Source organism: Blastococcus sp. SYSU D00922 (assembly GCF_054050495.1).
On sequence record NZ_JBJGZL010000002.1, the window covers coordinates 247,042 to 266,936 of the forward strand.

General features: G+C 75.5%; 21 protein-coding genes. 10 read left to right on the plus strand and 11 right to left on the minus strand.

The features are described 5' to 3' along the window. Positions 1 to 3: 3 nt before the first annotated feature. The gene (locus tag ACI78T_RS03845) at positions 4 to 597 is read right to left on the minus strand and encodes a redoxin domain-containing protein (protein ID WP_456556749.1); all 594 of its coding nucleotides are present in this window, start codon (positions 595 to 597) and stop codon (positions 4 to 6) included. Positions 598 to 815: 218 nt separating this feature from the next. On the opposite strand from ACI78T_RS03845, the gene ACI78T_RS03850 reads away from it, so the two are divergent. The 4 genes from ACI78T_RS03850 to ACI78T_RS03865 all read left to right on the plus strand — a co-directional run bounded on the left by ACI78T_RS03850 (position 816) and on the right by ACI78T_RS03865 (position 3,791). Then, the gene (locus tag ACI78T_RS03850; RefSeq protein WP_456556956.1) at positions 816 to 1,256 is read left to right on the plus strand and encodes a VOC family protein; all 441 of its coding nucleotides are present in this window, start codon (positions 816 to 818) and stop codon (positions 1,254 to 1,256) included. 37 nt (positions 1,257 to 1,293) lie between these two features. Next, on the plus strand, positions 1,294 to 1,485 hold the full coding sequence (locus tag ACI78T_RS03855) for a hypothetical protein (RefSeq protein WP_456556750.1): 192 nt from the start codon (positions 1,294 to 1,296) through the stop codon (positions 1,483 to 1,485). 108 nt (positions 1,486 to 1,593) lie between these two features. Beyond that, the gene (locus ACI78T_RS03860; protein WP_456556751.1) at positions 1,594 to 3,042 is read left to right on the plus strand and encodes a DHA2 family efflux MFS transporter permease subunit; all 1,449 of its coding nucleotides are present in this window, start codon (positions 1,594 to 1,596) and stop codon (positions 3,040 to 3,042) included. Then, positions 3,039 to 3,791: an SDR family oxidoreductase gene (locus ACI78T_RS03865; RefSeq protein WP_456556752.1), complete on the plus strand. Its 753-nt coding sequence runs from the start codon at positions 3,039 to 3,041 to the stop codon at positions 3,789 to 3,791. The genes ACI78T_RS03860 and ACI78T_RS03865 overlap by 4 nt, the downstream gene beginning before the upstream one ends. Positions 3,792 to 3,808: 17 nt before the next feature. Here the strand turns inward: ACI78T_RS03865 and ACI78T_RS03870 are convergent, their stop codons facing one another. Both ACI78T_RS03870 and ACI78T_RS03875 read right to left on the minus strand, forming a co-directional pair. After that, entirely contained in the window at positions 3,809 to 5,059 is a 1,251-nt protein-coding gene (locus ACI78T_RS03870) for an epoxide hydrolase family protein (protein ID WP_456556753.1), read from the minus strand. 120 nt (positions 5,060 to 5,179) lie between these two features. Then, on the minus strand, positions 5,180 to 6,109 hold the full coding sequence (locus tag ACI78T_RS03875; protein WP_456556754.1) for a redoxin domain-containing protein: 930 nt from the start codon (positions 6,107 to 6,109) through the stop codon (positions 5,180 to 5,182). 242 nt (positions 6,110 to 6,351) lie between these two features. On the opposite strand from ACI78T_RS03875, the gene ACI78T_RS03880 reads away from it, so the two are divergent. After that, positions 6,352 to 7,686, plus strand: coding sequence for a dihydrolipoyl dehydrogenase family protein (locus ACI78T_RS03880; RefSeq protein WP_456556755.1), 1,335 nt, complete (start codon positions 6,352 to 6,354; stop codon positions 7,684 to 7,686). A 9-nt stretch (positions 7,687 to 7,695) separates the two neighbouring features. On the opposite strand, the gene ACI78T_RS03885 is transcribed toward ACI78T_RS03880, so the two are convergent. The 5 genes from ACI78T_RS03885 to ACI78T_RS03905 all read right to left on the minus strand — a co-directional run bounded on the left by ACI78T_RS03885 (position 7,696) and on the right by ACI78T_RS03905 (position 11,942). Next, a complete protein-coding gene (locus ACI78T_RS03885; protein ID WP_456556756.1) occupies positions 7,696 to 8,958 on the minus strand; it encodes an RNA polymerase sigma factor in 1,263 nt (420 codons plus the stop codon). A 19-nt stretch (positions 8,959 to 8,977) separates the two neighbouring features. Next, complete coding sequence (locus tag ACI78T_RS03890; RefSeq protein WP_456556757.1) at positions 8,978 to 9,322, minus strand: YciI family protein; 345 nt, start codon at positions 9,320 to 9,322, stop codon at positions 8,978 to 8,980. A 223-nt stretch (positions 9,323 to 9,545) separates the two neighbouring features. Continuing rightward, complete coding sequence (locus tag ACI78T_RS03895; protein WP_456556758.1) at positions 9,546 to 10,169, minus strand: LysE family translocator; 624 nt, start codon at positions 10,167 to 10,169, stop codon at positions 9,546 to 9,548. A gap of 87 nt (positions 10,170 to 10,256) precedes the next feature. Continuing rightward, entirely contained in the window at positions 10,257 to 11,189 is a 933-nt protein-coding gene (locus ACI78T_RS03900) for a hypothetical protein (protein ID WP_456556759.1), read from the minus strand. 102 nt (positions 11,190 to 11,291) lie between these two features. Further along, positions 11,292 to 11,942: a cytochrome b gene (locus tag ACI78T_RS03905; protein WP_456556760.1), complete on the minus strand. Its 651-nt coding sequence runs from the start codon at positions 11,940 to 11,942 to the stop codon at positions 11,292 to 11,294. 198 nt (positions 11,943 to 12,140) lie between these two features. Here ACI78T_RS03905 and ACI78T_RS03910 point away from each other — a divergent pair, with 198 nt between their 5' ends. The 4 genes from ACI78T_RS03910 to ACI78T_RS03925 all read left to right on the plus strand — a co-directional run bounded on the left by ACI78T_RS03910 (position 12,141) and on the right by ACI78T_RS03925 (position 17,139). After that, positions 12,141 to 12,710, plus strand: a complete 570-nt coding sequence (locus tag ACI78T_RS03910) for a dienelactone hydrolase family protein (protein WP_456556761.1) — start codon at positions 12,141 to 12,143, stop codon at positions 12,708 to 12,710. A gap of 74 nt (positions 12,711 to 12,784) precedes the next feature. Beyond that, a complete protein-coding gene (locus ACI78T_RS03915; protein WP_456556762.1) occupies positions 12,785 to 13,399 on the plus strand; it encodes a TetR/AcrR family transcriptional regulator in 615 nt (204 codons plus the stop codon). Between the two features lie 3 nt (positions 13,400 to 13,402). Beyond that, positions 13,403 to 15,607, plus strand: a complete 2,205-nt coding sequence (locus ACI78T_RS03920) for an MMPL family transporter (RefSeq protein ID WP_456556763.1) — start codon at positions 13,403 to 13,405, stop codon at positions 15,605 to 15,607. Positions 15,608 to 15,675: 68 nt separating this feature from the next. After that, complete coding sequence (locus ACI78T_RS03925) at positions 15,676 to 17,139, plus strand: protein adenylyltransferase SelO (RefSeq protein WP_456556764.1); 1,464 nt, start codon at positions 15,676 to 15,678, stop codon at positions 17,137 to 17,139. A gap of 4 nt (positions 17,140 to 17,143) precedes the next feature. Here the strand turns inward: ACI78T_RS03925 and ACI78T_RS03930 are convergent, their stop codons facing one another. Both ACI78T_RS03930 and ACI78T_RS03935 read right to left on the minus strand, forming a co-directional pair. Further along, on the minus strand, positions 17,144 to 17,371 hold the full coding sequence (locus ACI78T_RS03930; RefSeq protein ID WP_456556765.1) for a hypothetical protein: 228 nt from the start codon (positions 17,369 to 17,371) through the stop codon (positions 17,144 to 17,146). Positions 17,372 to 17,473: 102 nt separating this feature from the next. Beyond that, positions 17,474 to 19,132, minus strand: coding sequence for a bifunctional 3'-5' exonuclease/DNA polymerase (locus tag ACI78T_RS03935; protein ID WP_456556766.1), 1,659 nt, complete (start codon positions 19,130 to 19,132; stop codon positions 17,474 to 17,476). Between the two features lie 68 nt (positions 19,133 to 19,200). Here ACI78T_RS03935 and ACI78T_RS03940 point away from each other — a divergent pair, with 68 nt between their 5' ends. Next, complete coding sequence (locus ACI78T_RS03940; protein ID WP_456556767.1) at positions 19,201 to 19,542, plus strand: hypothetical protein; 342 nt, start codon at positions 19,201 to 19,203, stop codon at positions 19,540 to 19,542. Here the strand turns inward: ACI78T_RS03940 and ACI78T_RS03945 are convergent. Beyond that, the gene (locus ACI78T_RS03945; RefSeq protein ID WP_456556768.1) at positions 19,500 to 19,877 is read right to left on the minus strand and encodes a DUF6221 family protein; all 378 of its coding nucleotides are present in this window, start codon (positions 19,875 to 19,877) and stop codon (positions 19,500 to 19,502) included. The two genes, ACI78T_RS03940 and ACI78T_RS03945, sit on opposite strands and share 43 nt — an antisense overlap. Positions 19,878 to 19,895 lie beyond the last annotated feature (18 nt).

The following is a 19,895-nucleotide window of genomic DNA, read 5'->3' on the forward strand; positions in this document are numbered from 1 at the left end:
CGGTCACCCGGCCGGGACGGCGTCCCGCGAGCGGTGGTCCCAGCCGTGGAACTGCGACCAGTCGCCGGCCGCCCACGCCTCGCGCAGCCCGGGCGTGCTGAGGTCCCAGTCCGGCCGGATCTCGGCCGACGCGGTCCGCAGGTCGTGCCAGAGGTCGGCGATCGACGGGCGGCCCCAGAACCAGTAGCCGTTGTAGACGGTGTGGACCACCAGCCCGGGCTTGAGCACCAGGGTGTGCGGGATCATCGGGTCGTTGCCGGGGTCGGTGTACTCCTGGATGTCCAGGTCGCGCTGGACGATGCGCCCGGGATCGGACAGGAACGTCCACTGGGCGCCGACCGACGCCCGGAACTCCTGCAGGGTGTGCCGCTCGTCGGTCGTGATGGTCACGATCTGCGTGTACGCGACGGCGAGCACCGGCTGGAGCGCCGCCAGCTGGAGGTGCTGCTGGTGCTCCTTCGGGCAGTAGTGCCCCCGGGCGAGCGTGAGGATCATCGGGTCCCGGCCCTGCAGCTCGCTGAGCGTCCGGTCGGTGCCGGTGTGGTCGGGCAGCCGGTAGTCCGGGAAGACGCCCCCCGGGGTGATGTCGGAACGCATGACCGGCCTCCTCTCGGCGGCGACTGTGGTCCCGGGCCTGGGCGGGTCGCGCCCGTGTGTCGCCCTGGTCCGGCACCACCCGGTCGTCCGGTCCCCCGCCAGGCAGCAGACCAGGGAGTCTCCCTGGGGCGAGGAGCCCGCTCCGGACGCCAGGCTCGTCGGGCCGGCACCGCCCCGGCTGCCGATCCCAGCGCCCGCACGAGGAGCACACCGTGGACATGAAGCTCGAGGCCGTCGTCGTGCCCGTATCCGACGTCGATCGCGCCAAGCAGTTCTACAAGGGACTCGGGTGGCGGGAGGACGCGGACTTCCTGGTCGACGAGGGGTTCCACATCATCCAGATGACACCGCCGGGCTCCACCTGCTCGATCCACTTCGGGATCGGCCTGCCCCCCGCGCCGCCCGGCTCCATCGCCGGCCTGTTCCTGGCCGTCGAGGACATCGAGGCCGCTCGCGAGGAGCTGATCTCCCACGGGGCCGACGTCAGCGAGATCTTCCACGACGCCGGCGGCGGGCTGGCCGTGCGCGCCGACCCCGCCACGCACGCGCCCGGGCTCGACCCCGAGCGGCGCAGCTACGCCTCCTACGCGACCTTCGCCGACCCGGACGGGAACACCTACGTGGTGCAGGAGCTCACGACCCGCCTGCCCGGCCGCTGATCCGGCCGGACCCCGTCTCCAGGACCGAGGAGGAACCATGCTGGACGTCGCCACGCTGGCCGGCCTGCTCCGCGAGGCCGAGGAGCACCACGGCGCCTACGAGGCCAACTCCCCGCCGCACCACTGGTGGGACTGGTACGCGGGCTACGTCGTCGCCCGGCAGCACGGGCGGACCGACCTGCAGGCCGTCGCCGACGCCACTCTCATCGTCGAGGGCGCGAAGAAGTAGCCCCCGACCCCGACCCCCGATCGCCGGAGGCGGACCCTCATGGCACATCCCCGCCTCCGGCGACCGGTGTCCCGCGGGCCCCGGGACACGGGTGACCCGCACGCCCTCGTGGCCCTGCGGAGCCGGGCCGGCGCCGCGCTGATCGGCGCCACGGTGCTGGCCTCGGCCATCGCGTTCCTCGGCGGGGCCGTCGTCAACGTCGCGGTGCCCGCCATCACCGACGACCTGGACGCCGGGGTCGCCGGCGTCCAGTGGGTGGTCGCCGGCTACCTGCTCACCGCCGCGGCGCTGCTCCTGCCCGCCGGCGCCCTCATCGACCACTTCGGCCGGCGCCGGGTGCTCGAGGCCGGGCTGCTGGTCATGGTGGTCGCCTCCGTCCTGTGCGCCCTCGCCCCGAGCATCGGCACGCTGGTCGCCGCCCGCGTCGTCCAGGGGGCGGGGGCCGCGCTGGTGGTGCCCAGCTCGCTGGCGTTGCTGAACGGGACGCTGGCGCCGGAGGACCGCGCACGCGGCATCGGCGTGTGGGCCGGCCTCGCGACGCTCGGCATGACCTTGGGCCCGTACGCCGGCGGCTGGCTGGTGGACACCACCTCGTGGCGCTACCTGTTCCTGCTCAACGTCCCGCTCGTCGCCGCGACCCTCTGGGTGCTCCTGCACGTGCCCGAGGTCGCCGAGCCCCGCCGTCCGCTCTCGCTGGACGTCGCCGGGGCCGTGCTCGCCGTGGCCGGCCTCGGCGGGGTCGTGTACGCCCTGATGGCCGGGCCGCAGGCGGGCTGGGCCAGCGCGCGGGTATTGGTCACCGGCCTCGGCGGGCTCGTCTGCCTGGCCGCGCTCGTCCCCGTCGAGCGCCGCGTGCGCCACCCGATGCTGCGCCTCTCGCTGTTCCGCTCCCGCCAGTTCGACGCCATCAACACCGCGACGCTGCTGCTCTACGGCGGGCTCGCCGCCGCCGGGTACCTCGTCGTGCTGCACGTCCAGCTGCAGCTGGGCTACAGCGCGGCCGAAGCCGGTGCGGTGCTGATCCCCCAGGCCGCCGTCTTCCTGGTCCTCTCCCCCGTCGTCGGCGGGCTTGTGGGCCGGATCGGGCCGCGACGGCTCATGGTCGCCGGGATCCTGCTGCTCGCCGCCTCCTTCCTCGTGCTGTCGACGACCGACCCCGGGGACTCCTACGCGCAGGCGCTCCTGCCCGGTGCGCTGCTCTGGGGGCTCGGGCTGGCGCTCACCGTGTCCCCGCTGACGGCGTCGGTGCTGGCCGCGGTGAGCGACGACGACCTCGGCGAGGCGTCGGCGGTCAACGACGCGGCCGCGCGGATCGGGGGGCTGCTCATGGTGGCGCTGGTGCCGGTCCTGGTGGGCGTCGGCGACGGCGAGCTGGGCCCGGCGCTCGCCGACGGCTTCCGCCCGGCGATGCTGGTCATGGTCGGTCTCGCCCTCGCCGCGGCCGCTGTCACCGCGCTCTTCGTCTCGGACCGGCCCACGGCCGCGCCGCCGATGCCGCCCCAGCCGCTGCTCCACAGCTGCGCCCTCCCGGTGGGCGCGGGAACGGAACGCCGGTGACCGCGCAGCAGGAGCGGCCGCTCCACCGCGGTCCGGCGCTCGACGGGCAGACCGTCGTCCTCATCGGCGGCAGCGCCGGCATCGGCCTGGCCACGGCCCGGCTGGCGCGCGACGCGGGCGCCGACGTCGTCCTCACCGCCCGGGACCCCGGTCGCCTGCGGGAGGCGGCCGCGGAGCTGGCACCGCTGGCGACGTCGGCGTTCGACGCCACCGACCCGGCCGCGCTGGACCGGTTCTTCCAGGACCTCCCCCGCCCGGTCGACCACGTCCTGGTCACCGGCGGCGGGCCCTACTACGCGCCGCTGGCCGACTTCGACTTCGCCCGCGGCCAGCGGGACGTCGACGAGCACCTCTGGCTGCCGATGCGGGTGGCCCGCGCCGCCGTCGGCCGCGTGCGCCCCGGCGGGACGCTGCTGTTCATGGGCGGGACCGGGGGCCGTCGCCGCGGGCCCGGGCTCGCCCTCATCGGGGCGCTGACCGCGGCCATGCCGGCGCTGGTCGCCAACCTCGCGCTGGAGGTCGCCCCGGTGCGCGTCAACCTGATCGCCGCCGGCTTCGTGGACACGCCGCTGTCGGCGCGGTTGCTCGGCGAGGACCTGGACGCGCGCCGGGCCGAGCTGCGGGCGACGTTGCCGGTGCGCCGCGTCGTCCAGCCCGACGACGTGGCCGCGCTCGCCGTCCACCTCATGGTCAACACCGCCCTCACCGGCGCGACCTTCGACGTGGACGGCGGGCAGCAGCTCGTGTGACCGCCGCGCTCGCGGCGTCAGGCGCGCAGCGGCCGGAACGCCTCGCGCAGCTCGGCGGCGAACAGCTCCGGCTCCTCCCAGGCCGCGAAGTGCCCGCCGCGGTCGACCTCGTGGAAGTAGGTCAGCGTCGGGTACGCCGCCTCGGCCCAGGTGCGCGGCGTCCGCCACAACTCTCCGGGGAACGTCGTGAAGCCGACGGGCACCCGCACGTCCGGCGGCGTGCCCGCCGCTGCCGCCTCCGCGCGGGCGAGCTGGTCCTCCCAGTACGACCTGGCCGCCGAGGCGCCGGTGCCGGTCAGCCAGTACAGCGTGATGTTGTCGAGGATGTGGTCGCGGGTGAGGTTTCCCGCGGGCTCCCCGTCCACGAAGGCACGCGCGATCTTGTAGTAGCTGTCCGTGTCGTGGTCGCACATCCAGGCGGCCAGGGCCACCGGTGAGTCGTGCAGCGCGTAGGCGATGGTCTGCGGCCGGGTGGCCATCTCGAGGAAGTAGCCGAAGCCGGTCTGCGTGAAGGTGGTCAGCGCCGCCACGGCCGCCCGCTCCTCCTCCGTGTCCGCCGACGGCGGACCGCCCAGCACGGTGACCAGCAGGTTGAGGTGGATGCCGAGCAGTCCCTCGGGCGCCTGCCGCCCCATGAGGTCGGTGACCGCGGCGCCCACGTCGCCGCCCTGCGCGACGTAGCGGGTGTACCCGAGGCGGCGCATCAGCTCGGCCCACGCGACCGCCACGCGACCGGCGTTCCAGCCGAGCTCGGCCGGTTCTCCGGAGAAGCCGTAGCCGGGCAGGGACGGGAGCACCAGGTGGAACGCGTCCTCGGCCGATCCGCCGTGCGCGGTGGGGTCGGTGAGCGGGCCCACGGCCTCCAGCAACTCGACGACCGAGCCGGGCCAGCCGTGCGTCATGATCAGCGGCATCGCGTCCGCGTGCGGCGACCGCACGTGGAGGAAGTGGATGTCCACGCCGTCGATCTCGGTGACGAACTGCGGCAGCGCGTTGAGCCGGGCCTCGCAGCGCCGCCAGTCGTGGTCGGCCAGCCAGTACCGGACGAGCTCCCGCACGGTCGACAGCTGCACGCCCTGCGAGCGGTCGTCGACGAGCTCGCGGCCGGGCAGCCGCGCGCCGGCCAGACGGCGGCGCAGCTCGAGCAGGGACTCGTCCGCCACGTGGACCTCGAACGGCCGGACGGCGGTGCGGTCGTCCTCCGTGCGCTGGGCCGGTACGGCACCGGCGACGGGCGTGGACGTGGTGGGCTGGGTGGGTACGGACATCTGCTGCCTCCTGAGGGCCGTTCTCTCCTGGGGTGGCCACGAGGCGTCCTCCCCGTGGAACGGCTCGCGGACGACGAGCACTGCGACCGGGAGCGGCTTCCCGGGTCCTGCCGTCCCTGCTCAGCCGAACGTGAGGCAGTACGCCTCCGCGCCCGGCGCCAGGAACGAGATCTCGAGCGTGCGGTCGCGCACGCCGTCGTGCTGGCGCACGAGCTGGTACATCCGGCCGCGGCCGAGCACGCCGGCGCCGTCCTCGCCGACGTCGACGCCGTGGTCGGGACCGGGCGCCTCCCCGTCGAGGAGCACCCGGAACGGGATCTCCCCGGTCCCCGCGCGGGACAGCACGAGGTGCGCGTCGCGGGCCGAGAAGCGGTAGGCGAGGCTGCCGCCGGCCTCGGCGAGCACGACGCACTCGGGGCCGGCGGTCCACGTCCCGTCGAGCGCCCACTGGCCGGGGCGCAGCCCGGCGGGGAGCCGGTACTCGTGTGCGACGTCCGGGACGCCGCCTCCGGGCGACGCGGGGCCCTCGCCGCGGAGGTAGCCGAGGTAGGTCTCGGCCGTCCGCAGGTGCGCCCAGTCGGCCTCCGCCTCCACCCCGGTCCCCTCCACCCGCAACGGCTCCCGCCGGACGCCGAGCAACCGCTGGAGCACGCGCTCGGACTCCGCGTAGCGGCCCTCGCCGAAGTGGCTGTCCCGGATCAGCCCGTCCCGGTCGACGAAGTAGAGCGCCGGCCAGTAGTGGTTGGTGAAGGCGTTCCAGATCGCGTAGCCGTCGTCGACCGCCACCGGGTAGTCGATGCCGCGCTCTTCCATGGCGGCCCGCACCGCGTCGACGTCGTGCTCGAAGGAGAACTCCGGGGTGTGCACGCCCAGGACGACCAGGCCGTCGTCCCGGTAGGCCTGGGACCAGGCCCGGACCCACGGCTCCTGGCGCAGCCAGTTGATGCAGGTCAGCGTCCAGAAGTTGACCAGCACCACGCTGCCGCGGAGGCCCGCGGGCGTGAGCGGCTCCGAGCCGAGCCAGGCGGTGGCGCCGCTGAGCTCGGGCATGTGCAGCCGGCCGAACACTGTCAGCCCCGCCGGGTCGTGCGGGTGGTCGGGCTCACGACGGCTCCTCGGGCAGGTGAGGGCACCAGCCTCGCCGACGCTCCGGATGCCTCGCGCCCGTCGGACACCCTGGTCCCGGGGGCCGCCGGCGGCCGGCGCCGACACCAGGGACTTCCACGGGCGCGACCTCCACGCGGCGGGCGCGACGGTCGGTGCCCCCGACCGGCACGGACAGGAGAGAAGCCATGGACTACGACGTCATCGTCCTGGGCGGCGGCGCCCCCGGCGAGCACTGCGCCGCCCGGCTGGCGGAGGGCGGGCTCCGTGTGGCGATCGTCGAGCGGGAGCGGCTGGGCGGCGAGTGCTCCTACTGGGCGTGCATCCCGTCGAAGACGCTGCTGCGTCCCGGCGAGGCGGTGGCCGCCGCGCGCCGGGCCCCGGGAGCGGCGCAGGCGGTGACCGGACCGGTCGACGTGGCCGCCGCCCTGGCCTGGCGCGACTTCATGGTGTCCTCCTACGACGACTCCGGCGCGGCCGCGTGGGCCCAGGGCGCGGGCATCGACGTCATCCGCGGGCACGGCCGGCTGGCCGGCCGCGGCCGGGTGCGGGTCGACGACACGGTCTACACGGCCACCCATGTGGTGCTGGCCAACGGCTCCGACCCCTTCGTCCCGCCGGTCCCGGGGCTGCGCGAGCTGCCCGGGGTCTGGGGCAGCCGGGAGGCGACGAGCATGACGGAGGTACCCCGCCACCTGCTGGTCCTGGGCGGCGGGGCGGTCGGCGTGGAGATCGCGCAGGCCGTCACGCGGCTGGGCGGCGGGGCGTCGATCGTCGAGGGCATGGACCACCTCCTCCCCCGCGAGCCCCGGCCGCTGGGCGAGGCGCTGGGCACGGCGCTGGCCGCCGACGGCGTCGGGCTGCACTTCGGGCAGATGGTGGCGGCGGCACGGCGCGAGGGCGACGAGTACGTGCTCGACTTCCCGGACGGGACGAGCCTGCGCGGCGACAAGCTCCTCGTCGCCACCGGCCGGCGGCCCCGCGTGCACGACATCGGCCTGGAGACCGTCGGGATCGAGGAGCTGCGCGTCGACGCCCGCATGAACGTCCGCGAGGGCCTGTGGGCGGTCGGCGACGTCTCGACCCCCTACCTGCTCACGCACGTCGGCAAGTACCAGGGCCGCGTGGTGGCGTCGAACATCCTCGGCCGGCCGCGCACGGTGGACTACTCCGCCGTCCCGCGCGTCTCCTTCACCGATCCGCAGGCCGCGGCGGTCGGGGACGGCGACGGGCCGGTGACCGTCACCGTGCAGCTGTCGGCGGTCGCGCGCACCGCCACCTACACCCGCAGCTACGACACCGAGCCGGGCTTCCTCACCCTCGTCTCCGACGGCCAGCGGCTCACCGGCGCCTACGCCCTGGGGCCCGAGGCCGGCGAGTGGCTGCAGCAGGCCACCGTCGCCATCCGCGCCCGCGTGCCCCTGGCGGTGCTCGAGGACGTCATCCAGCCGTTCCCGACCTTCAACGAGGCGTTCCTCAACGCGCTGCTGGAGCTCCGCACGAAGGCGCCGGTACCCGCCTGAGCGCCCCGGTCAGGTCCCCAGCGCGCGCAGCCGGCCGGCGAGGAAGTCCCGTTCCACCGCGTTGGCGGTGAGCAGCAGGGCCTCCTCGTAGGCCAGCCGCGCCTCGTCGACCCGGCCCAGCCGCCGGAGGAAGTCGGCGCGGGCGGCCGGCAGGTAGCCGTACCCGGCGAGCTGCGGCTCGCCGGCCAGTTCGTCCAGGGCGGCCAGCCCCGCCGCCGCGCCGCGGGCGAACCCGACGGCCACGGCCCGGTTGAGCGCCACCACCGGGGACGGCCAGAGCCTGCCCAGCAGCTCGTACAGGGCGGCGATCTCGCGCCAGTCGGTGTCGTCCCACGTCGGTGACTCCGCGTGGACCGCCGCGATGGCCGCCTGCAGGGCGTACCGCGAGGGCGGCCGGTGCCGCAGCGCCTCCTGGACGAGGGCCACGCCCTCGCGGATGGCCGCCCGGTCCCAGCGCGAGCGGTCCTGCTCCTCCAGCAGGAGGAGCCGGCCGTCGCCGTCGGTGCGGGTCTCGCGGCGGGCGTCGGTGAGCAGGAGGAGCGCGAGCAGCCCCGCGACGGCGGGGTCCTGCGGCAGGAGGCGGCGCAGCATCCTCGCCAGCTCCACCGACCGCTCGACGAGGTCTCGCCGGACCAGCTCGCTGCCGGCCGGCGTGGTGTGCCCGGTGGTGAAGAGCAGGTGCACGACCGAGAGGACGGCGTCCACCCGCTCCGGCAGCTCCGCCGCGGGCGGCACCCGGTACGGGATGCGCGCGACGGCGATCTTCTTCTTCGCCCGCGTGATCCGCGCCGCCATGGTGGGCTCGCTGACGAGGAACGCCCGGGCGACCTCGGCGGTGGACAGGCCGCACATCAGCCGCAGGGTGAGCGCCACCTGCGCCGGCCGGTCCAGGGCGGGGTGGCAGCAGGTCACGACCAGCCGCAGCCGGTCGTCGGGGATCGGCGCCTCGTCGGCGTCGGCCACCAGGTCGTCGGGGCCGGGCACCTCGTCGTCCTCGACCAGCAACGGGAGGTACCGGTGCTCCACGCCGCGGTGGCGGACGACGTTGAGCGCCCGCCGCCTGGCCGCGGTGGTGAGCCACGCGCCCGGCCGGGCGGGGATCCCGTGGGCGCGCCAGTCGCCGAGCGCCGTGGCGAAGGCGTCCTGCACGCACTCCTCGGCCTCGTCGAGGTCGCGGGTGACGCGCACCGTCGCGGCGAGCACGAAGGCCCACTCGCGACGGTGCGCGTCGGCGACCGCGGCGGCGACGGCGGAGCTGTCCGCGACCGTCATCCCCAGGTCGTCCGCCCGCTCAGTCGAACGTCATCACCGGGCGGACCTCGACGCCGCCGAAACGGGCCGGGGTGGTCCGGGCGACGGCGAGCGCGGTGTCGAGGTCCGGGGCGTCGATCACGTAGTAGCCGCCCAGGGCCTCCTTGGTCTCGACGAACGGCCCGTCGGTCACCTCCGACCCGCCCCGCACGCTCGTGGCGGTGGGTGTCGGCTCGAGCGCCTCACCGCCCAGCAGCGTGGCGCCGAGCTTCTCGACACCGGCCGAGAACTCGTCGTGCGCCTGCATCACCTCGCCCATGACCTCCGGCGTCGCCGTGGCGTAGGACGCCTCGTCCTCGTAGATCAGGATCAGGTACTTCGTCATCTCGTCCCCTCGGGTCCGCGGCCCGCGGATTCGGGCCCACATCCCTACGACACGTGCCGGAGGCCCGGATCGACAGCTCGCCCGAAGAATTTCCCCGGTCGCCCGCGCGGGCGTTCTACCAGCTCAGCGGTCCGAGCGGATAGGGAGGACGGCCAGCGCTCCGGCCGTGGCGATGGCGCCGCGATCGGGAACAGGGCGGCGGCGCCGAGGGACCTGACAGCGGTCACATCCCGACGGCGGACGCGGCGCCGATCCCGATCAGCGACGCGCTGACGGCGCGCTGGGTCCAGCGGACGACGGCCGGGCGCCGGAGCCAGGCGACGGCGGCGTGGGCCAGCCAGGACAGCCCGGCCAGCCAGACCACCGCGACGGTCACGTCGACGGCGCAGAGCAGCAGCGAGCACTGCAGCGTCGAGGCGCCGTCGGGGACGAACTGCGGGACGACGGCGAGGTAGAACAGGCCGATCTTCGGGCCGAGCAGGTCGCTGGCGAGACCGACGGAGAACGCGCGCCCGGCTCCTCCCCGGGAGCGGCCGGACGGCGCAGGCCCGGGTGCGGCCCGTCCGCGCAGCTCGGCGACCAGCGGCACGACGCCCAGCAGGACGAGGTAACCGGCCCCGGCCAGGCTCAGCGCCTCGTAGAGGGGCGCGGACCGCCCGACCACCGCGGCGAGGCCCAGCGCCGTGGCGACGCCCCAGGCGAGCGTGCCCACCGCGACCCCGGCCGTGGTGGCCAGCCCGAGCCGGGCGCCGCCGCGCAGCGACGCCCGCAGGACGAGGACGTCGTCCGGTCCCGGCGAGACCGAGAGCAGCACCGCCATGGCCACGAACGCCCAGATGCCGTCCACCGGGGACCCCGATCCGCGACGGCGCCGGTCCCGAGCCGGCGCCTCGCAGTCAGGAGGTCCCGGAGCTCCGGCCGGATGCGCCGCGGATCAGGCCGCCGGCCGGCCTCCCGCGGTCGTCGTCGTCCGCGGGGTGGGTGCCGGTGCGGCGTCGGCACCGCCGGCAGCACCGCGCCGGGCCGCCCGGACACCGAGCGCTCCGGTCAGCACCACGGCGGCGAGGAAGGTGAGGTAGACCCACAGCCACGCGTCGTGCCGGTTGAGCTGCGGCCAGTACCAGGCCACCGCGACGAACTCGAAGACGCCGAACGCCGTGTAGGTCGTCGCCGCCACCAGCTGCCGGCCCACGTCCCCCTGGACCAGCGCCAGCGCGGCGGCGACGCCGAGCGCGATCAGCCAGGCCCCGATCACCTGGGCGCTGAGCGGGGTCAGCTCCCACGGCCAGAACGCCGCCGCGCTGCGTGGCTCGTCGTGGTGCACCGTCATCCCGCCGGCGAACAGCAGGACGCCGGCCGCGAAGAACATCGCGCCCTCGACGGCCAGCGCCACGGTCAGCCCGTCCGACATGGGCCGCAGCGCGGGCACCCGCACCCGCCGGCGCTCCTGCGCCAGCACCACGAGCAGGCAGGCGACCGGGACGACGAGGTAGACGGCCAGCCACACCCAGGCCACGACCCGGGCGACCGGCCCGCCGTCCACGAGGTGCAGCCGGTGCAGGTGGATCAGGGTCGCGACCGCCGTCAGCCAGGTGAAGGCGGCGACGGTGATCACCGGCAGCCGGATCCGGTTCCACTCGCGCTGGCGGAGCGCGACGACCGAGAGCACGAAGCCGCCGCCGTAGGCGGCGCCCAGGAAGGCGGCGGTCAGCTCCGTGCGGATGGTCCAGGCCCAGTACCGGTCGGCGACGTCGGCCAGCAGCAGGAGCTGGAGGACGGCGAGCAGCGTGAGCACGGTGAACGCGACGAGCAGCCACCGCGTGCCGGTCCGGACGTCGCCCGGCTGCTCGGCCTCGACAGGGTCCATCCTCCGCCGCCTGGTCGCCGTGCCCGCGGGCACACCTCGCCGGACCGGGGGCTCCGTTCGGCGCCCCCGAGCGTCGCGCCTCGCGGCCTCCGGGGCAAGGGGTCAGAGCATGCGCGCGAGGTGCCGGTTCCGGCGCACCACCGTGTGCCGCAGCACCAGACCGACGTGGCCGGCGATCGCGGCGAGGAACACCAGCTGCGCGGTGACGTGCACCGGCAGCCAGTCGTCGCCGGCGGCCACGAGCAGGAGGCCGGTCGCGGGGACGACGAGCAGCGAGCCCAGCAGCACCTTCTCGAGGCCGCCCTCCAGGCGCCGCTCCCCCGCGGTCAGGTGCTCCGCCCACGGCGGCAGCGGGGTGGTGCGCCGCCAGAGGATGCGGACCGCCCCGAGCAGCATGATCGACAGGCCCAGGACCACGTGCAGCTCGGGGAGCGAGAGCCCGTCGCGGAAGGCATCGCCGGTCACCACGTCGGAGAAGACGTCCCCGGCGGCGTCGTCCTCCCGGGCGTCGAGCGCGTCCTCACGCCGCTCGATCTCCGCCTCGGCCTGCTCCTCGGCGGCCTCGCCGCGCCCCTCGGCCTCCTCTTCGAGCCGTTCCGCCTCGGCGTCGAGCCGGTCGTCGGCCCGGTCGGTCGGGTCGTCGAGGTCCATCGCCCAGCCCACGCCGAACTGGGCCGCGATCGCCGCGACGGTCAGCCAGTGGAGGAGCTTGGTGACGGCGCCGTAGCCGTGGCCGCCGTTGCGCAGGTGCACGGGTCTGCTCCGTCCGGGTCGGGGACGGTCATCGTGCCGGTCCCCGCCGCACCCGGCACGTCGCCCGCCCGCACGGGTGACCCGGGAGCCCGCCCCCGGACCTCGCCGCGCTGCGCCGGCTGCTCGGCGAGCAGTACGCGGACGTCGGACCCCGTCCCTAGAGTGCGCGGTACCAGTCCACCGGGGAGGAGGCCGTCCATGGCCGAGGTCGTGCTGTTCCACCACGCCCAGGGGCTCACGCCCGGGATCGAGGCCTTCGCCGAGGAGCTCCGCGCGGCCGGGCACACGGTGCACGTGCCCGACCTGTTCGAGGGGCGCACGTTCCCCACGCTGGAGGCCGGGATGGCGCACGTCCAGGAGCTCGGCTTCGGCGAGGCGATGGAGCGCGGCGTCCGCGCGGTGGAGGGGCTGCCCGCCGAGCTGGTCTACGCCGGCTTCTCGCTGGGCGTCCTCCCGGCGCAGCGGCTGGCCCAGACGCGGGCCGGCGCGCGGGGCGCGCTGCTCTTCTACTCGTGCGTCCCGTCGTCGGAGTTCGGCGGCTGGCCCGACGGCGTGCCGGTGCAGGTCCACGGGATGGACGCCGACCCGATCTTCGTGGGCGAGGGCGACGTCGACGCCGCGCGGGCGCTGGTCGAGGAGGCCGACGACGCGGAGCTGTTCCTCTACCCGGGCGACCAGCACTACTTCGCCGACAGCTCGCTGCCGACCTACGACCCGGCGGCCACGAGGCTCCTCACCGAGCGGGTGCTCGCGTTCCTCGCCCGCTGACCGTGTGAGCAAGGTTACCGACCACTTCGGTCGGTCGACCTACCATTTCGGTCGGTCGGCCGTACGGTGGTCGCGTGGCCCGACCGTTCCGCGACCAGATCGACGACAGCATCCTCGACTCGGCGGCCGCGCTGTTCGCACGACGCGGCTTCGCCAAGACCTCCGTGCAGGACCTCGCCGACGCCGTCGGGCTGTCCAAGGCCGGTCTGCTGCACCACTTCCCCAGCAAGGACGCGCTGCACCAGGCGGTGCTGGGCCAGGCCGAGGCCCTCGGGCGCCGGGTGCTGGACCAGGTGGGCGACCTGCCCGCGGGGCCGGCACGTGACCGGCACGTCCTCGAGTTCCTCGTCGACGTGGCGCTCGCGCACCCCGGCCTCGTGGCGATGCTCCTCGCGCCGCTGACCCAGGGCGAGCAGGAGCCGGGGGTCGCCGAGCTGGACGCCGCCGGCGCCGCCGCGCTGCTGGCCTTCGACGTCGACCCGGAGGCGCCGGCCACCGAGCGCGCCATCCGCGTCGTCGGCGCGCTGACCGCGCTGGCGGTGCTCACCCTCACTGCTCACGCCCAGGAGCAGACGACCGCGTGGCGGCCCTACATCGTCGCCACCTGCTTCGACGCGCTCGGCCACCACACGCCCCGTGACCTGGGCCCCGGCGCCGCTCTTCCCGTTCCCGATCAGGTGGAGGCCTGACCCATGGCTGTTCTGCTGTCCCGGCTCGGTGCGTTCTCGCACCGGCACCGCCTGCCGGTGGTCCTCGTCTGGCTGCTCGTCCTCGTCGGCGGCGGCGTCGGCGCGGTGACCCTGTCGGGCGAGACCACGAGCTCCTTCTCCATCCCCGGCCAGGAGTCGACCACCGCGCTGGACCGCATCGGCGAGGAGTTCGGCGGTGGCGGCGGTGAGGGCGCCACCGCGCGGGTGGTCGTCGTGGCCCCCGACGGCCAGACCTTGACCACGCCGGAGAACGCCGCGGCCCTGGGTGAGCTCGTGACCGAGCTCTCCGGGCTCCCCGGCGTCGTCTCGGCGACCGACCCGCTGGACCCGGCCGCGCCCTCCGTGAACCAGGAGCAGACGACGGCCTACAGCACGCTCACCTACGACGCGGCTCCCGGCGAGGTGACGCCCGCGCAGCAGGACGCGCTGTTCGACACCCTCGACTCCGCGCGCGACGGCGGGTTCACCGTCGAGGCCGCCGGCGAGGCCACGCAGCAGGCGCCGCACGTCGGCGGCCCCGCGGAGGCGATCGGCGTCGTCATCGCGCTGGTCGTCCTGGCCGTCACCTACGGCGCGCTGGCGATCGCCGGCATGAACCTGCTGACGGCGCTGGTGGGCGTGGGCATCGGCGTCCTCGGCGTCACCATCGCGACCGGCTTCATCGACCTGTCGTCGACCACCCCGACGCTGGCCGCGATGCTCGGCCTGGCCGTCGGCATCGACTACACGCTGTTCATCGTCACCCGCTACCGGCAGGAGCTCCGGCACGGCTCCGACGTGCGCACCGCCGTCGCGACCGCGGTCGGGACGGCCGGCTCGGCCGTGGTCACCGCCGGCCTCACCGTGGTCATCGCCCTCGTCGGCCTGTCCGTCGTCGGCATCCCGTTCCTCACCCAGATGGGCATCGCCGCGGCGGCGACCATCGTCGTCGCCGTCCTCGTGGCGCTGACCCTGGTGCCCGCCGTCCTCGGCTGGCTCGGCTACCGCGCCCTGCCGAGGAAGCAGCGCGCCGCCGCCGCGGAGGCCACCGCCGAGTCCGCCGTCCCGGTGGGCGGTCGCGGCTTCCTGGTCGGCTGGGCCACCACCGTGACCCGGCAGCGCGTGCTGTCCCTGGTGCTGGCCGTCGCCGCCCTGGCGACCATCGCCGTCCCGTTCTTCTCGATGCAGACGACGCTGGTCCAGATCCCGCCGGCCGACAGCACCCAGGCCCGCGCCGAGCAGCTGCTGGCCGACGGCTTCGGCGAGGGCTTCAACGGGCCGATCACCATCCTGTTCGAGGGCGACGGCGCCTCGACGACGGCCGCCGGCGAGAGCCCGGCGATCACGCAGCTCGACGACGTCGCGCTGGTCACGCCGCCGATCCCCAACGCCGACGACACCGCGGCGCTGCTGACGGTCATCCCGCGGTCGGGGCCGACCGACCCGGCCACCGAGCAGCTGGTCGCCGACCTGCGCGCCGAGCTGGCGACGCTGGACGGCGTGGACGCCTCGGTCACCGGCGCCACCGCGGTCAGCGTCGACGTCGCGCAGAGCCTGGACGAGGCGCTGCCGGTCTACCTGCTGCTGGTCGTCGGGCTGGCGCTGGTGCTGCTCGTCCTGGTGTTCCGCTCGATCCTCGTGCCGCTGGTCGGCGTCCTCGGGTTCGTGCTGACCATCGGCGCCTCGCTCGGTGCCACTGTCGCGGTGTTCCAGTGGGGCTGGCTCGCCGACGTGGTCAACCTGGACACCACCGGGCCGCTGATCAGCCTCACGCCGATCCTGGTCATCGGCATCCTGTTCGGGCTGGCGATGGACTACCAGATCTTCCTGGTGTCCCGGATGCACGAGGCGCACAGCCACGGCGCGGCGCCGCTGGACGCGATCCGCACCGGGTTCCGGCAGGCGGCCCCGGTCGTCGTCGCGGCCGCGCTGATCATGTTCTCCGTGTTCGCCGGCTTCGTGCCGGCCGGTGAGGCGACGATCAAGTCGATCGCGTTCGCCCTCGCGGCGGGCATCCTGTTCGACGCCTTCGTCGTCCGGATGGTGCTCGTGCCGGCGGCGCTCGCCCTGCTGGGCGAGCGGGCCTGGTGGCTGCCGCGCTGGCTGCGGTGGCTGCCGGTCCTCGACGTGGAGGGGGCCGCCCTCGAGAAGGCGGCGCCCGCCGCCGCGGCTCGCCACCGGGAGCCGGTCGGCGCCGGCGAGCACTGACCTCGACCGCACGGCCCGTCTCCGCCGGGGACGGGCCGTGCGCGCCCGCCGCTCGTACCCTGGACGGGGTGAGCATCGCGCCGGCGCCCAGCGTCACCCTCGACGACAGCTTCGCCCGCGAGCTCCCGGAGCTCGCCCTCGACTGGCAGGCCGAGGCCGCGCCCGATCCCCGGCTGCTGGCGCTCAACGAGCCGCTGGCGGCCGAGCTCGGGTTGGACCCCGAGGAGCTGCGGACCCCTGAGGGCCTCCGCTTCCTGGTCGGCGAGGCCGTCCCGCCCGGTGCGCACCCGGTCGCCCAGGCGTACGCCGGCCACCAGTTCGGCGGCTACACCCCGCGACTCGGGGACGGGCGGGCGCTGCTGCTCGGGGAGTTCGTGGCTCCCGACGGCAGCCGTCGCGACCTGCACCTCAAGGGCTCGGGCCGCACCCCCTTCGCGCGCGGCGGCGACGGCCTGGCCGCCGTCGGGCCGATGCTGCGCGAGTACGTCGTCAGCGAGGCGATGCACGCCCTCGGCATCCCCACCACGCGCTCGCTGGCCGTCGTCGGGACCGGGCGGCACGTGCACCGGGAGACGCTGCTCCCCGGCGCGGTGCTGGCCCGCGTGGCCGCCAGCCACCTGCGGGTCGGCAGCTTCCAGTACGCCCGGGCCACCGGCGACGTCGACCTGCTGCGCCGGCTCGCCGATCACGCGATCGCCCGGCACCACCCGACGGCCGCCGACGCCGAGCAGCCCTACCTGGCGTTCTTCGAGGCGGTCGTCGCCGCGCAGGCGGACCTGGTGGCGCACTGGATGCTCGTCGGCTTCGTGCACGGGGTCATGAACACCGACAACATGACGATCTCGGGCGAGACCATCGACTACGGCCCGTGCGCGTTCATGGACGCCTTCGACCCGGCCACGGTCTACAGCTCCATCGACCACGGCGGCCGCTACGCCTACGGCAACCAGCCGGTGGTCGCCGAGTGGAACCTGGCCCGGCTCGCCGAGGCGCTGCTGCCGCTGCTCGACGAGGACCAGGAGAAGGCGATCCCGATCGCCGTGGAGGCGCTGGGCGGGTTCCGGCCGCGCTACAACGCCACCTGGTCGGCCGGGATGCGCGCCAAGCTCGGCCTGCCGGAGGACGTCGACCCGGCGGTCGCCGGTCCGCTCGTCGACGACCTGCTGTCGCTGCTGGCCCGCGACCACGTCGACGCCACGTCGTTCTACCGGGCGCTCGCCTCGGCCGCCCGGGGCGACGCCGAGCCCGCCCGGCTGCTGTTCCTCGACCTCGCCGGCTTCGACGCGTGGACGGCGCGCTGGCGGGAGCTGGGCCCCGACGCCGACGCGATGGACCGGGTGAACCCGGTCTACATCCCGCGCAACCACCTCGTCGAGGAGGCGCTCGAGGCGGCCACCGCCGGCGACCTGGACCCGCTCGGCCGGCTGCTCGACGCGGTGACCGAGCCGTACGCCGAGCGCCCCGGCCTCGAGCGCTACGCCGCCCCGGCGCCCCAGGACTTCGGCGCGTACCGGACCTTCTGCGGGACCTGACGCGTCAGCCGGCCGGCACCGGCCCGGCGACGTCCGCGGACGTGCCGACGGGGGCCTGGCTCACGTCGTCCGCGCTGCTGCCGCACTGGGTGACCAGGAGCAGGACGGCGAAGATCGCCACGATGACGCCCACGATGGTGCCGATGACCACCGCCCGGCCCCGTCGTGGGTTCGCGCCCACGCGCGGCCGTTGGGTGTCGTCGCCGTCGGGGGGCGGTGCGGCCTGGGACATCGGTGGTCCTCCCTCGGGTACGGGGGCCTCTCCCGTACGGGGTGCTCTCGGGCAGGTGGTGCCCAGCACGTACGGGACGACACCCCGAGTTTCCGCCGGCCGCTAGCCGGCGTCCGCCCAGGAGCGCACGACGGCCACGTCGAGCGGGAAGTCGACCGGGAAGTCGCCGAACAGGAGCCGGCCGGCCTCGGCGGCGCCGGCCCGGACCTCGTCGGCGACCGCGCCGGCCAGGTGCTCGGGCGCGTGGACGACGACCTCGTCGTGGAGGAAGAAGACGAGGTGCGGCCGCTGCTCGATCGGGCCCTCCCCGCCCAGCCGCCACAACCGGTTGCGCAGGTCGGCCAGCCAGCACAGCGCCCACTCCGCGCCGGTGCCCTGGACGACGAAGTTCCGGGTGAAGCGGCCCCAGGCGCGGCGGCGCCGGTCCCGGTCGGCGGCGGGTTCGGCGGCCCCGGGCGGCTCGCCGGGCTCGTCGGGGTTGCCGGCCGAGGCACCCGGCCGGGGCGACCCCCGCCCCAGCAGCGTGTGCACGACCTCGCCGCGCTCGCCCGCCCGCGCCGCCTCCTCGACGAGGCCGATCGCGCGGGGGTACCGGCGGGTCAGCCGCGGCATCATGCGGCCGCTCTCCCCGCGGGTGCCGCCGTACATCGCGCCGAGCATGCCCACCTTCGCGTCGGCCCGGCTGGCCACCGCCCCGCTCGCGACCATCCCCTCGTACAGGTCCCTGGCCCGGGCCGCCTCGGCCATCGCGGTGTCCCCGCTCATCGCGGCGAGGACCCGCGGCTCCAGCTGGGCGACGTCGGCGACGACGAACCGCCACCCGTCGTCGGCGATCGCGGCCGGGCGCACCTGGAGCGGGACCGACAGCGCTCCCCCGCCGGTGGCGGCCCACCGGCCGGTGACCACGCCGCCCGGCAGGAACCGGGACCGGAAGCGGCCGTCGCGCACCCAGGTGTCCAGCCAGTTCCACCCGTTGGCCTGCAGCAGCCGGGAGAGCTTCTTGTACTCCAGCAGCGGCGGGACGACGGGGTGGTCGACCTGCTCCAGCGTCCAGGAACGGGTGTCGACCACCGGGAGCCCGGCGCGCTGGAGGGAGCGGACGAGTTCGACCGGCGAGTCCGGGTTCAGGGCGGGGTCGCCCAGCGCCGCGCGGACGTCCGCGGCCAGTCGTTCGAGGACGGCGGGGCGGCTCCCGCCGACGGGTCGCGGGCCGAGCAGGTCGGTGAGCAGCCGGTCGTGCACGTCGGCCCGCCACGGAAGGCCTGCGTGGGTCATCTCGGCGGCCACCAGGGCGCCCGAGGACTCGGCGGCCACCAGGAGGGCGAGGCGGCCGCGCTCGGGCGAGGCCGCGAGGGCGGCCAGCTGGCGCTCGAGCTCGAGGAACGGGTCCAGCCGGTCGGCCGGGTCCGCGAGCGGGAAGAGCGCCGCCTCGGTGGCCGTGACCGGGGCGAGCGCGTCCCAGCCCGCGGTGTCCCCGGTGACGAGCAGGTCCTGGTCCACGAAGGGCGACCGCCGCAGGACGGCGTGTGTGAGCCGCAGGTCGGTGCACCGCTCGACGCGGACGCCGGCCTCCAGCAGCGCCGGGTACCAGCGGGTCGTGTCGTCCCAGACCCAGCGCACCGGTTCGCGCTCCCGGTCCCGGACGAAGCCCGCGAGGTCGGCGGCCGGCAGCCGGGTGGTGGCCACGGGAGCGCCGTCGTCGGCGCACTCCCGCGCCTCGATGCCGCCCTCGCCGCGACGCGCGAGGACCACCCGGTTCACCGCTGCAGTCTCGCGCACGGGTCCGACACCGGGCGGCGGGCCGGCGGGGACGGCGACACACTGTCGGGGTGACCTCGCCGACGTCCGCCCGCGGCCTCGTCCGCCTGCTCAACACCGCGGGCGGCCGGATGCTCGTCCTGGCCGGTGAGGTCGACGCGGCCGCGGTGGACTCCTTCCAGCGGCGCTACGGCCTGGAGCCGGCGCGGGTCGACGGGATCGACGCCGGCTCGGTCACGTCGCTGTCACCGCGGGCCGTGGAGCTGTTGCAGGACCACCTCGAGGCGGCCGGGCGGGCCGGCCGGGCGGTCAACCTGCGCCGGGCCGCCGAGGTGGAGCGGCTGTTCGGGGGGCAGGCGGCCGACCCGGCTCAGGGCCGCCACTCCTGGCGGTACTCCGGGTGGTCGGCGTAGGGCAGCGCCAGCAGCGCGAGGGTGAGCGCGGCCAGCTGGTGCTGGTCGGCGGGCGCGAGCGGGAAGTCGGCCAGCCCTTCCGGCCGGGCGCCGAGGAACGCCCGGTCCGGCCGCACGTCCCGGCAGGCGAGCACCAGCCGACGCTTGGCGTTGCACTCGGCGAGCACGCGCGCGGGGTCGTGCCGGCTGACGTGCTCGCCGCCCTCGGTCCACCGCTCCTGCCCGGTCGCCTGCGCGGCGTCGGTGGCGACGCGCTTGTCCTCGGCGATGCGGGCCAGGAGGAACTGGTCGAGGTCCGGCTGCAGGTCCGGTTCCAGTCCCGACTCGAAGTCCATGCGGGCATCCTGCCGCCG